This window comes from Vibrio sp. Vb339, assembly GCF_902751245.1.
GTDB classification, from domain to species: domain Bacteria; phylum Pseudomonadota; class Gammaproteobacteria; order Enterobacterales; family Vibrionaceae; genus Vibrio; species Vibrio coralliirubri.
In genome coordinates, this window is record NZ_CADDIS010000002.1 from 589,731 (window position 1) to 603,369 (window position 13,639).

Here is a 13,639-nt window from a genome sequence, read left to right on the forward strand (position 1 = left end):
TCACACTCACAATAATTTAATTAGTATTATATAACTTAAAATACTGGTTACTAGTGCTTTTAACGAAACAGCAAATAATAGATTAAATATTGGACACCAGTCAGGTTTTCATCAAATTTGGATGCAAAAAAAGCACGTATCAAACGTGCTTTTTAGAGGTCACTGCTGAAATTAGCTTTTGAATAACCGTAATTTTAACTTTGACTACCCTAGTTTTACGAGAATGACCTCTCGTCGATAATGCAAAACGATCAAAGCTAAAATAACAGTGAAAACAATTAACTAGCGGCTGGCAATCTGTGGTTTGTTTCTAACAGGTGACTTGCTGACGCGTGGCGTGCTTTGTCACTATTACCTGCCATGATTGCTTCATAAATCTGGCGGTGTTCGTTAATACAAGTACTTCCCTCTTCAGAAGAATGAGAAATAAAGTTAACAAACATGGTCGTTAAGATGTTACCAAATGGAAGATAGAAGTCGTTACCTGTTGCATTGAAGATCAGGCTATGGAACTTCATATCGATATCTAGCCAACGCTCTTGATCAAGCGTTTCTTCGCTAGAGATTTCTACCATTTGTTGGAAAATACCAGACAGCTCAATGCGTTGTTCTGCACTCGCGAACTGAGCAGCTAAAGCACACGCTTCTGGTTCAATCGCGCGGCGTAAACCCAAAAACTGATGACAGAATTGGTCTGTATCGGCCAAACCATCCATCCATTCGATCAATTGTGGATCTAAGAAGTTCCAGAACGCGCGGTTAACAACGCGAGTACCAATCTTAGGACGAGATTCTAATAGACCTTTTGAAGTCAGAAGCTTAACCGCTTCTCTTAATGCTGTTCTACTGATACCAAATTGCTCACACAGAGCCATCTCACCAGGGATAATAGAACCTTGAGGCAAATTGCCCGACAAAATACCACGAGCGATTTCACGTGCAACTTGCACATGAAGGCTTCGCTTAGAGCCTGAAATAGAATTGAAAGAGCCAGCCATGTGTCTACTTACTTATTAGATATGTATTATTTAACCCGGACTATAGCACTGATTTATATCTTCACCAACACAGCATCAGAATAACGTGAGGTCACTACCAATAAAGGCTGGAGCAATATTTCACAAACCTGCTCATCTTTAGGTTTATAAAACCAATTCAACCCATTAATTCATACAAATAGTTCTCATTTACAATTTCAATGTATGCGTGAACTCACAAAACCACCCTTACTCTCACTATTTATGTCGGTAATAACCCGTTTTTAGATGAACACCCTTGAATATGGCAAGTGTTATTGTATGATTTATTGGTGTAAATAATCTACAATATAGGCGGCTCTGATGTTTAACGATTTAAAAGGCAAACGCATTCTAATTACTGGCTCTACTGCTGGTATGGGTTTAGCTACCGCACGTGTCTTTGCAAAATACGGCGCAAAAATCGGCATCAATAGTCGTGCTTTCAGCCCAAAAGTCGATGACGTTCTATCTGAACTTACCGCACTGGGTGGCGATGTTGCTTTTTTCCCTGCAAACCTAATGGACACATTAGAGTGCGAAAGGTTAGTCAAAGAGTTTACTGATCATTTTGGTGGCATGGACGTGTTGATTAACAACGCCGGTGGCCTTGGTGGTCGCGCCAATCTAGAAAATATCGATGATGAGTTTTATGAGCGCGTAATGAACCTTAATGTTCGCTCTGCGCTGATGACAACTAAGTTCTCTATCCCGCACTTACGCGCGTCTGCTGCTGAGTCCGGGCAAACATCTTGTGTGATTAGCACAGGATCTATTGCCGCTCGCGAAGGCGGTGGTGTTGGTGCTGGCATCTATGCCGCATCTAAAGCTTGGTTACACGATATTCACCGTAATTGGGTGAAAGAGTTCGCGCAAGACAATATCCGTTTCAACATTGTTTCACCGGGCACTATCGACACCGCATTTCACGATGGTAAAAGCGACGATTTGAAAGCGACCATTGCTAACAACATTCCAATGGGACGCTTTGGCAATATTGATGAAGTTGCTCCTTCATTTGCTTTCTTTGCATCGCACGCTTGCAGCGGTTACATCACAGGTCAAATCCTAGATGTTAATGGCGGACAAATAACGCCCTAGTTAGCTGGTTTATATAAGCTCACTCAGCGATTTAAGTTCGCCACACTATATAAGGTCAACAGACCAGAGTAGATGAGGGAAAACCTCACACTAAATTCGACGTATACACTGACACTAAACGCCAGATTCGTCTGGTTTTTAGTGTTTTCAAAGTTTCAATTTCAGGTGGTTTAAATGTCAATATTTACATTGGTGGAAGATTCAAGCCGCCGAATTCATGTTCAAGTGGCGAGACAAATTGCTCGCAAGATCTTGTCAGGCGAGTTAGAAGAAAATCAAAAGTTACCCAGCGAAATGGAGCTGTGCGATATCTTTGGAGTGAGCAGAACTGCCCTTCGAGAATCAACTAAGCTACTTTCGGCAAAAGGTTTAATCGAGTCGAAGCCAAAAGTAGGCACTCGTATCAAACCGAGAACACAGTGGCACTTCTTGGACCCGCAATTGCTGTACTGGATCCAAGATTTAGAAGATACCAAACCCTTCTTGTCTCAATTCTTAGGCTTAAGAAAAGCGATTGACCCGGAAGCGTGTGCACTCGCTGCAACCAATGCAACCGTTGAGCAACGCAAAGAGCTTTCGATTCTTTTCCAGAAAATGACCATTGCGGCAAATAACTTCGATTATGAAGAGTGGACGACCAACGATCACCTGTTTCACCAAACGATTTTCTTATCGACAGGTAATCAGTTTTACATTCCATTCGCCAATATTCTGTCGACTATCTTCAAGCAGTTTATCGACCACTCCGCTGAAGGCGGTCGCTTCTGTTTAGAAGAACACAAAGCGATTTACGACGCGATAATGTCAGGCGATGCCAAGCAAGCTCGAATTGCTTCTCAAGTCCTGCTAGACGATGAGAACCAAAAGCTCTCTAGGGTTGAATTAGCCATCGCATAACCGATATTAACCAAACTGACTTGTGTTTCAAAGACACAAGTCAGTCTTGTTTTAGCACCCATTTTTTAACCATCAACTACCGTAGTGTTTTCTTCTTTAAACGCTCTACTCCGTCACCTCAGAGAAAGCTTACGGTTATACACATAAGGTGTTGTTTGTGTCTTCGCAATCGTACGTAAGGAAAAATTTCTCTCTCGCCTGGCCCCTCGCCTTAAACGGTATCTTGATGCAGTCGATGTTGATGATCGACACGTTGCTGGTTTCTCCTCTTGGTGAAATCCCTTTAGCTGCAATGGGGATTGCGACGACTATCGTTGCCTTTGTACTGGGAATTCAAATGGCGTTGGCAAACGGTACTCAGTTAGTATTAAGCCGCGCAGTGGGCTCTGGCATCGCCGCGTCATTATCTAAAGCATTTTGGGCAGGGTTATTTATCAACCTTGGCGTAGCAACACTGTTTTGGCTTCTACTTACTTTTTTCGAACAACCCTTGATTCAAGCATTAACAGATGACGCTTCCCTTCACTTAGAAATCAGCCGCTATCTAGACATCTCGAAATACATCGTCATTTTCACAGCACTGACGCAAGTGATCATTGCCTTATTTAATGCACTAGGCAGAACTAAAGTCCCATTCAAAGGTTACTTAATTGAACTGCCTATCAATGCTGTACTCTCATATGTGCTGATTCATGGTTTTTCTAATTTTGAAGGCATTGGTGTACAAGGTGCCGCATTAGGCAGCATCATTGCAATAACGATCCGCTTGCTGTATCTGGTTTTGTGCGTGTATTTAAGCTCAGCGATTTCACTCAAATTAGATGCTCAGAGATCTGAATTCTTTACCAACGTTCGCCGTCACTTTATCGAAATATTCCCCGTAGCAGCGAACGTGACCATGCTTTTGATTGGCGCAACGATATATCAATTGTTGTATTCGCAACTTAACATCAACGCTTACGTAGCGATTACTTTGGTGATGCCTTGGATCAGGGCTGTCTCTCAATTTATTACCGCTTGGGCTCACTCTTCCGCGATTACTATCAGCCAAGCGATTGGCTCCAAAAAGATGGATGACCTAGTCAAAAACGTCGATACCAGTATCGATATTGCAGTCGTCATTTCTTTCGTTTGTGCACTCTTGTTCGCAGGATTAAGTCTGGTCATTGGTGACATTTACCCGAACTTGGATGAGTCTACCTATCAAGCATTGACCGTTATCGCCCCACTCTACATCTTCTTGCCAATTGTTCGTGGCTACAACACGGTTCATGGGAATGTACTAAGAGCACTAGGAAAAACGACCGCAGTCTTCAAAATCAACTTTACTGGTCAATGGGTAATTTCAATTCCATTGTGTGCATTGATCATCTTTGGTTTAGATGGCTCTATCTTTTGGGCCTTTGCTATCCAACCATTCGAAGAAGTCGTTAAAGCTTTCCCATTCCGTCACTTAGCTCGAAAGTCTCTAAAAGAGTTTGATGCCGACAAAGCCAAAGAGTTGATGTATGGCTAAACTCGATATCGAGTTACCGTCCTAAAATCTTTCTACGCTTTCTGATTACAACCTTGTCTTTTGACAAGGTTGTATTGTTTCGACTGCACCTTTCATTGGTATGCTTCAATACACTCTCGCTGATACCCAGCTCATCTTAAATCTCATAGAAAACAAAAAGACCACTCAACATTTGGTTAAGTGGTCTTCGAAAACATTCCTTAAGGACAGTGTCGAGCTAGCCTACTGGCTATGTACTATTTACCGTTCAACTTAAGCGCTGAGAAAGTCACACTGTTGTAGTCGCCATTCTTTTTATCGACAGCGAAATCGCCAGTACCGCCACAACCTGGCCCCCATACAGGGTGAGAATCGCTCACGCTACATTGGCCGTATGCGCCCGCTTTGTAATAGAAATCATCTTCAGCATAACCCGTTGGTGAGTCAAGCTCATCAATACCCTTGCTCAGGTCGATTTCATACTTAACCGTATCGTGACGCTCTGTTTCAAACGTTAGGTACATCATGGTGCCTTTCACTTCCACTTTGTAGCTAAACTCTTCACCAAGAGCAATGCCCGCTTCGCCCGGTTCCGCTGAGTTTTCCCAGGTGTTACCCCAAACAGGGTAAGCGATGTCGGCACGGTTAGGATCTTTTTTCTCTAGATTACGCTCATAGTTCCAGAATACTGAACCCATTTCTTGGTCAGGAAACTTCTTATAGAAGATCTTCAGTGGTTCATTGCCGTGACCGTAACCAGTTCCAGCTTTGATTAGCTCATTATGTTTTTTAGCGTGAATCTGACCAACAACCACCGAGTGAGCTGGGTACTTTTCTGGGTACTTAGCGTTAATCGCAACGTGATTCACTTTTAGTGTCGCTTCTAGTGTGCCGCCAACCGCACTGTACTCGCTTGCTGATGGATGACTAGACAATGCCCATTGATTACCTTTGTCAGCCGTATCGATAGAGAAGTCAGCACCACGTGGCATCTGGCGTAACTCAGAACGCGCGTTTTTCGAATTTTTCGTCGTAATCGCTTGGTTCTGCACTTCAAATACAAGGTTGCCGTCTTTATCAAGATGGAAGAAATCACTGTGTGAGTAGCTCATCATAGCTACCCCTTCTATTTCATCAACACGACCATCTTCATTAATATCCGAAGGAATCGTTATTTTCCAATTACGCATATCAAACTTATCCGCAGGTACTGGATAAGACACACCATTATTTGCAAAAGCAACCATTGGTAAAGCAGCTACTAGAGCTACTGCTAATATATTTTTCTTCAACATGACTCATCCTTTAATGTGAACAAATACCGAGTTAGTTCTCAGTACAGAAGCGACTTTGAACACTGATTCGTAATAACTACTTTTTTCAACGTAAATAAGACAACAAAAATTTGATTAACCGTCCGCCGATTATTTGTTAACGGCTTATCAATCGAACTCAAATGAAGCTCTTGTTTAAGGAACAAGGCTTCTTGGATGTACAGGTTCCCCGTAACAATCCAGATTGTTATCACCATCAAAACTAAAAGAGAAACAAACTATTTGTCTTATGTTAACACATTGACATAGCCTTATTTTTAAGCATTATAAATATGAGAACCGAGTCATGCTCAACCTAATAAATAGGGTTAAAATTGGGATATTCATTACATTTAACTATATAATTGATCAATTATTCAGGACTTCTTGATAGATATCACAGAAATGATGAGCAGTAACAAATACCATATTTGTCATACATTAATTTAATACCATTTAAGGTGTTAGCTTGTAATTCAGGGGTACATTGGATGTATCCACAATAAAAATAATAGTGAGACAAAGGTATGAACTCTGTTACAAAAATCGCTGCAATTGTTGCTACAACTCTTCTCGCAGGTACTGCGACGGGCGCAACTCTTGATTACCGTGCGGAATATAAACATGAAGATGACAAATACGCGCATCGTATTAAAATTGGTGGAAGTACAAAAATAGCTGACGAAACAAAGCTATATTTTAGCGTCGAACAAAAATTTGCTCCAAATGCAGAAGGAGACATATATAACCAATTAGAGCGCGGTGATTCTGAATTTGATTGGGGCGTTCGTTATGCGTTAGATGACAAATGGTATTTACAGCCAGGTATGCCTATTACATTTGGTGATGAAAAAACGACATTTAAACCACAATTTCGAGTTGGCTATAAAGCAGATTTTGGCTTAACAACAGCTCTACGTTACCGTCACGAATTCCAAAATTACACTGACGGTTCAAGCAGCAGTCTTACAAAAGTTAACGGTGACAAAATAGCACTAGCTGGCGAAACTGTTCAGCAAGGTAAATTCACATTAACTGGCGCTTATAAATTCCAAAATGAAGACTTAAAAAATCTTCAATTAAGTTATGAAGCAAATTATGTAAAAAGCTATGAAGATCAAGTGAAAGCAAATGGCGAAGATTGGGAATGGGATTTAGGCGTAAAAATCGGCTATAAATTCGACAATTTAAGACCTTATATGGAATTTTGGACGTCAGATTTTGGCTCAGCGGAAGAAAATGAACGCCAGTTAAAAACACGAGTTGGTATTACATACTCATTTTAATCGTCTTCATTAGCCACCTATAGAATGTGCACTAAAAAGGCTTAGAAAATATCTAAGCCTTTTTTTAGATTTTTATCATACTGAATGATACAAGTTCATCGCATATCTCAGAGATAGATTAAGCTAACCGATTAAAAAGCACAAAAATGGCGGCTAATATAAGCCGCCATTTTTATTTATGCTCAACTGCTCTCTTATTCCTGGTATTGATCGTGTGACGTCTCAATTTTGTAGAATGTAGCTTGAACATAGTCATCAAGCTCACCGTTGATGTTTTGATTATAAACACCCGCTTTAAAATACATATAACGCCCGCCTTGGTCGTAACCACTTTCACTCATATCAACGACTTGAGTAACGTCATCTTTGCCTTCACGCATTAACGTAACGGTCATCGTGTTACCTTCTACATCAATACGGTAGCTAAACACCTCGCCAAGTGCGATACCCTGGTCGCCGATCTCTCCCGTCATATCGCCAACTAAGTTGAAATAGTTATCGGTGCCTTCGTTGGTATTCTCATGAGCAAAGTAAACCGTTCCTGTTTCATGGTTTGGTAATTTGCGGTAGTAAAGGCGAATTGGCTCATCGTCTTTGTCATGTATCTGGCCAATAATAAAACGGCCAACTTCATGCGCATCACCAGTTGTCGTTGTATGATCAATCTTAAGCGTAGCTTCTAAAACACCGTCAATAGCGCCTGCTGCTTTTAGATCTTCAACTGGAGCGGAACTGAATACCCAGTTGTTTTTATTAACACCTTTGGTGTTAATGGACGTGTCACCACGACGCAGCATCTCACGCATCTCGGTACGTGCATATTTGGTATTCTTTGAGGTACGTGTACCTTTCACGTATGTCTTGAATACCAAGCCACCATCGTCTGCTGTGTAAAATATCTCTGGGTGCTGGTAACCGCTCGCTAAATTCCATTCTGATACATCGTCTGGTTTGCCATTTTTATCATGATCAAATGGTTGAGATAAATACCAAGTAGTTAGATCGAAGTTTTCGCTTGGTGCATTACCTGCAAGAGGAGACTCTGGTAGATTAGTTGGTACGGGTAAAGGGCTGCCAGTGTCACACTTCACAGTGGTATCACAAGGATATACCGCTGGCGCACCAAAGTTACCTTTGCGTAAACCTTTGCGTGCTTCCTTGAGCGCTTTACTTGCTGCTGCCATCTCAGCAATCATCACTTTCTCAGCTTCGACCACCTCATCTGTAATGATATGATTTGTTGGGCAAGCATTGACACCACAATTAACCGCTGCCATTTCAGTCACTGAGTTCCAACTGTTTTTGGTATTACCACGACCTACATATTTTACATAGCGTGCTTCTATTGGTTGGAACTCAAAACGCTCTAGACCAATCACCCTTCCCGAACTTAATTGTTCTTCCAAAATCGTGTCCCAACTTTCTCCATCAACACTTGTCAGCAGATCAAACTTAGATTGGCGTTGGTTACCTTTACTAAACGAAGCTTGAATAGCATCGATTTCAATCACTGAACCGTAATCTAGCATTGCCCATTCACCGACCCCATTAGCAGACCAACGAGTCGTGATATCTTGATCAAAAAGACGATCAGGACTGTTACCATCGTGGCTGCTAGCCGTGATAGCAGCCGGCGTTAAAACATTTGGTTTAGTGCTAGAAGCACAACCCGATATTGCGAGAATGACAGAGACAGCTAAGACGCTTTTTACATTGACCTGTTTCATATGAAATCCATTATTGTAGTTAGGTACAGCATTAAGAGCTAAAACGAGATCGACAATGGTGATGCTAAAGTAAGTTAGCTAACTACATCATCGAGACAACAATTAAATTTTACATATTCTTATAATACAAATAAAACAATTCATAAAAGAAATGAGATAGTACGCAATTCCTGGGAGTTTTTCTTATTGAAAGTGTGTTGAGAGGTGATTTATGAACAATCGAAATACCAAGAACGGTTTTAGTTTCCCGAATAAAACTCCCAAAGTAACCTGAAAATCAAAGCCCAAACGCAACAATAAAAACTCCACAAAAATTATTGACCGCACACAAGACTCATCTTAAACCTAATATTTCAAATGAGCCTTAAGTCACATTTTCACGAACCAACCATTCACTAAAGGCATTCAATCTTAAAATTTATTTGTAATACAATAAACCTTAAGTTATGGTGTGTTTGAATCATAACTTAAGTTCTTTCTGGATGCTTTTGTTCAATTCAAAGTGATAATTGAAGCAGCCGCTTTAAGGTCATTGAACGCGTTTAACGTAGAAACTGTCGGGGGATCTCGTTATTCGTTTTTTCACTTGCTACTGATCATTTGTTTTTCCAGACGGCTCGTCCGAACATGCCCATACAGTCACCAGCTGTGTGGGCTTTTTTTTACTTTCTTTTCAGGCCCGATACACGAGCGGTGTTAAGTCATCACCAACAATCAGTTAAGTGCGCTGGTTTTAAGCTTACGAGGAAAAGTGAGTGAACGAGTGGGTGCTAGAAGGCTTTGAATTTACAAATAGATATAGAAAAAATAGGAATTGAGGCAGTAAAATAGTCAAACAGAGTTTTGAGTAGGTGTAGCTGAGGAAATTGAAGTAGAAGATTTTAACGAGGGAACAAAGGGTTGGTATGGCAGATAAAAACGAACCTCGCTGAGGTATCGCCGCCTAAAAAGACAGGCAATACCCTAGCGAGGTCGTACGTCGATTACTTCTCTAGTTTAGCGAAGTAGTCGAAGATTACTGGTACGTCGTTGTTACCCATGCCAGCATCAACAGCAGCTTGTAGGCTTGTTGCAGTACCTTGAGCGATTAGAGACTCAGTACCTAGCTCTTCACAAAGAGCAAGGAAGTAACCAAGGTCTTTGTTTGCGTTAGCAACAGAGAAACCTAGCTTCTCTTCGCCGTCTACTGCGTAGAACTTACAGAATTGCATGAACGGAGAGTTAGATGGACCTGCAGACATGATGTCAAACAGTTGTTGGCCATCAACACCAGCGCGTTGAGCAACAGCGAAAGCTTGAGACATAGTCGCAACAGTTGTCATACCCATGAAGTTGTTTACAAGCTTAGTCACGTGACCAGAACCTAGAGCGCCTAGGTGGAATACGTTTTCGCCTTGCTCTTCAAGAACAGGTTTAACTTTGTTGAAAGTTTCCATGTCGCCAGCAGCCATGATGTTCAGAAGACCGTCTTTAGCGTGTGCAGGAGTACGACCTAGAGGTGCGTCGATCATGCCCGCGCCTTTTTCAGCAAGAGCTGCGCCGATTTGCTTAGTAGAAGCAGGGATAGAAGTACCGAAGTCTACTAGTACTGCGCCTTCTTTGATGCCCGCTAGAACGCCATCTTCGCCGTAAACGATTTTTTCAACAACAGCAGAAGTTGTAAGACAAAACTGAACGATATCACTTGCAGCAGCTAGTTCTTTAGCAGAAGTGAATGCAGTTGCGTTGCCGCGATCTGTAACGCGAGCAACAGCTTCAGCGCTTAGATCCATTACGTTTACGTGGTAGCCGCGCTTTTGCAGGTTTTCAACCATGTTGCCGCCCATAAGACCTAGGCCAATGAAACCGATTACAGGTTTAGTCATGTTCAAACTCCAAATATAGTATTGTATGATTATATGCTCATTATAATAACTACGTCTTTCTCGTTACGCAATAGTTTTAGGGCATTGATTTAATGGTTAGACGTAAGTTGTGACGGGGGTTCACTTTACGAGAAAATATGGGTCACGCTTTGTACTTACAGGAACTATTTGCCACTTTAAAAACCGTCTATTGATGAAATAACATACGTTAAATGTCATACGATTAGTAAGCACAAGCTACGCCTTTACCTATGTATAGTTCACGACTCCCCTACTCAGCCAGTGATTAGACTGTTCACGCAGAAGTAAGTCATATCAGTTTTTACGAAAAAGGGGTTGGCGCCCTATTCTTTTAACAGAGTGATAAATGTAGGTCTCGTATACTACTCCTGCACCTTTCATTAAGCATAGTGGCTAAGTACATACACAGTCTTTGTGTGTATCAACTTCCAGGTTTAGCCCTCGATCTACTGACTTGGCATCGAGAAGCGATTGATTTCTCGGCCAATTAGTTTCGTTTCAACCTCATGGGGTTCCCAACTTTGCCAACTAATACAATTTAACTGAGTATCCAACTTGCTAGCTAACAAAACAAAAAAACTCCGAGCTTTCACTCGGAGTTTTTAATATCTAGCTTCTGTTACTTCAGCGAATTACAGTTCGATTGAAACCGTTTCACCGTCAACATTTAGCATTAGCGTGTTGCCTTCAAGCTTGTGAGACACTTCAACTTGCTCGCCTTCGTTCTTATTCGGAACAAGAAGCGTCAGGATGTTGTGCTCTTTCGATGGCTTGAATTCCACTTCAACGTGACGGTGGATTTCAAGATCTTTGAACTCGTATGGGTCAACTTCGCCAAAACCTTCAACGTTCTTAACTGACGTGATGTTATCAGCAGACTCGTTGATGAAGTTTACGTCTAGGTGCGCAACTTCGCCACGGATAGTGAAAGACTTATCTGCCACGTCGTTTGCGAAAGTTGTATGCATTAGCCAAGTCATGTCTTTCTCTTCAGAAAGCGTTGCCTTGTCTTGCATTACGAATACTTTACCTTGAACAAACCAGACCTTACGCTTGTAAGATTCAATTTCAGGAACGAAGTACTTGTAAGACGCTGTTGCATCACCTTCAACCATCTTCACATCAGATTCAGTGTCGAAGTCAGAGATGTTGCCGCCCGCTTCGATACAGAAGCGATCTTGGTGGTTTTCGTAGCCTGTGTTCTTGTTCTCGCCGTACTGACCTTTACCGCCAAATAGTGGAAGGTTCTTAGAGAACGTTTGACGACGCCATTTCGTGTGCATATCAACACCGAAACCACCGTAGTAACCAGTGATTGACGCTAGCGTTTCACCGAATGCATGCAAGGTGAATGCGTTTTGGTCACCGTGAGAGTGGCTGATTGAGCCAAACGGAGAACATTTGAATACCATGTGAATATGGTTATCACGCTCAGTCATCTTGTTGTGGAATGCAGCCCAACCCGTGATTGGGAATACTTTCAACAGTGGATCATTCGATGGTGCTTTCTCTTCAGGTGCATCCCAAAGGAAGTTAAAACGAAGATCGTCGTAGCCGAAGTCCCACCAACCGAAGTTGTAGAACTTGGTGTGTGCTTCAGTATCACGGCCTTTAAGTTGGTTGTAGTACCAAACATACTCAGGCTTCTGGTTAACACCTGCGTAATGCTTGATGTTGTAAGCCAGTTTCAGGCCCGGGAAATCACCGATTGAAGACTGGTCACAGAAGCTCGCGCGCTTAGAGTGAACAGGCATGCAGTAAAGCGGGAAATCACCTGTGTTTTCGTAGAATGTTTTGTTAAACATGTCTACGCCACAGTATGCTTTCAATAGATCGAATGCTTCGCCTAGGAATGCAGTTTGTGTGTTCCAGTAGTCAGGACCTTCAGCCCAACCGCCGTCTACACCGCCCCATGGTGGGTAGTGTACTGCGTAGTATTCTAGCGCGTATGCAATGTACTCGCCTGCTTTCGGGTGATCGTGGTAAAGCGCGATACACGTTGGGATGATAGCAGAAGAGATAGAACGAACACCGTGACTGTTCAGTGGGTTGTTCAATAGATCAACCGTCACTTTCAGGTGGTGCATGATTTCGTCTAGACGCTCAATCAAAGCATCTTGAACTTGCTGACGTTCTTCGTCTGTGAAGTAGCCGTGTAGCCAGTCGTAACCCCAAGCCATAGCCGCGATAACACGGAAAGCTGCTTCATCGTTATAGCCACGAGAAGTCACGCCTTCTGGATCGTACGTAGACAGTTTTAGAGTCCAAGCCTTCGCTTTAGCAATTAGCGCTTCGTCTTCTTTCACAACACCAGCAATTGCTAGGTTACGTGTCGCGTTAAGTGCCATTTGGCAATCAACGTACATTTGACGCCAGTAAGGACGCCATAGAGAAGCTTTGCCTACCGTCTCAGCGGGGTACGCTTGAGGCTCTTCGAAAGGAGCAGTCTCAAGGAACTTAACTGTCGAGTTGTTGTAGAAGTCATCAAACATGCAGTGAGCTTCATCAGCTTTCACTTTCGCTTTGAATTCTTCTAACTGATCTGCTTGAACAAGAAGACGTGGACGTGCTTCGCTCAAGTTGTCTAGGAATGATAGGTCGAAGTCACGTTTCTGTACTTCGATAGGGAGTAGGTCTACAAGATTACCTGCTGAAGTATCATTCTCCAGCTTCATCTTCCTGATTGCATCAAGAGATTTTTGGTCGCTCATTCTAACTCACTTATTTTTCAAGTTGATTGAAAGGAATTAGCAATAATATACGTCTTATTGTAGGACAATTGAATCTATTTCGGTTCGATTGAACCATTTTGTACAGTTTTCGTGATTTAGGTCAGATATCTTCCACCTGACGGTTTTTCCGTTTCGCAGAGCAAAAAAAATGCGACGCCCTTTCGAGTCGTCGCATTCTATTATAAT

The 13,639-nt window shown here is 42.1% G+C and carries 9 protein-coding genes; 4 read left to right on the forward strand and 5 right to left on the reverse strand.

What is annotated here, in order from left to right:
* Positions 1–278: 278 nt before the first annotated feature.
* Positions 279–998 carry a FadR/GntR family transcriptional regulator gene (locus HRQ85_RS11405; protein WP_048607044.1) on the reverse strand — a complete coding sequence of 240 codons (720 nt, stop codon included), beginning with the start codon at positions 996–998 and terminating at the stop codon, positions 279–281.
* A gap of 342 nt (positions 999–1,340) precedes the next feature.
* Here HRQ85_RS11405 and HRQ85_RS11410 point away from each other — a divergent pair, with 342 nt between their 5' ends.
* The 3 genes from HRQ85_RS11410 to HRQ85_RS11420 all read left to right on the forward strand — a co-directional run bounded on the left by HRQ85_RS11410 (position 1,341) and on the right by HRQ85_RS11420 (position 4,530).
* Complete coding sequence (locus HRQ85_RS11410) at positions 1,341–2,117, forward strand: SDR family NAD(P)-dependent oxidoreductase (RefSeq protein ID WP_048607046.1); 777 nt, start codon at positions 1,341–1,343, stop codon at positions 2,115–2,117.
* A 174-nt stretch (positions 2,118–2,291) separates the two neighbouring features.
* Positions 2,292–3,014 (forward strand): FadR/GntR family transcriptional regulator, encoded by a 723-nt coding sequence (locus tag HRQ85_RS11415; RefSeq protein WP_048613964.1) that lies wholly within the window; start codon positions 2,292–2,294, stop codon positions 3,012–3,014.
* Between the two features lie 148 nt (positions 3,015–3,162).
* Positions 3,163–4,530 (forward strand): MATE family efflux transporter, encoded by a 1,368-nt coding sequence (locus tag HRQ85_RS11420; RefSeq protein ID WP_172379657.1) that lies wholly within the window; start codon positions 3,163–3,165, stop codon positions 4,528–4,530.
* Between the two features lie 236 nt (positions 4,531–4,766).
* Here HRQ85_RS11420 and HRQ85_RS11425 read toward each other — a convergent pair whose 3' ends face one another.
* On the reverse strand, positions 4,767–5,804 hold the full coding sequence (locus HRQ85_RS11425; RefSeq protein WP_172379658.1) for a polysaccharide lyase family 7 protein: 1,038 nt from the start codon (positions 5,802–5,804) through the stop codon (positions 4,767–4,769).
* Positions 5,805–6,349: 545 nt separating this feature from the next.
* On the opposite strand from HRQ85_RS11425, the gene HRQ85_RS11430 reads away from it, so the two are divergent.
* On the forward strand, positions 6,350–7,108 hold the full coding sequence (locus HRQ85_RS11430) for an oligogalacturonate-specific porin KdgM family protein (RefSeq protein WP_172379659.1): 759 nt from the start codon (positions 6,350–6,352) through the stop codon (positions 7,106–7,108).
* A gap of 194 nt (positions 7,109–7,302) precedes the next feature.
* Here the strand turns inward: HRQ85_RS11430 and HRQ85_RS11435 are convergent, their stop codons facing one another.
* The 3 genes from HRQ85_RS11435 to HRQ85_RS11445 form a co-directional block, all read right to left on the reverse strand.
* Positions 7,303–8,835, reverse strand: coding sequence for a polysaccharide lyase family 7 protein (locus tag HRQ85_RS11435; protein ID WP_172379660.1), 1,533 nt, complete (start codon positions 8,833–8,835; stop codon positions 7,303–7,305).
* A 983-nt stretch (positions 8,836–9,818) separates the two neighbouring features.
* Complete coding sequence (locus tag HRQ85_RS11440; RefSeq protein ID WP_048607064.1) at positions 9,819–10,700, reverse strand: NAD(P)-dependent oxidoreductase; 882 nt, start codon at positions 10,698–10,700, stop codon at positions 9,819–9,821.
* A gap of 653 nt (positions 10,701–11,353) precedes the next feature.
* Positions 11,354–13,432 (reverse strand): DUF4962 domain-containing protein, encoded by a 2,079-nt coding sequence (locus tag HRQ85_RS11445; protein ID WP_017063616.1) that lies wholly within the window; start codon positions 13,430–13,432, stop codon positions 11,354–11,356.
* Positions 13,433–13,639 lie beyond the last annotated feature (207 nt).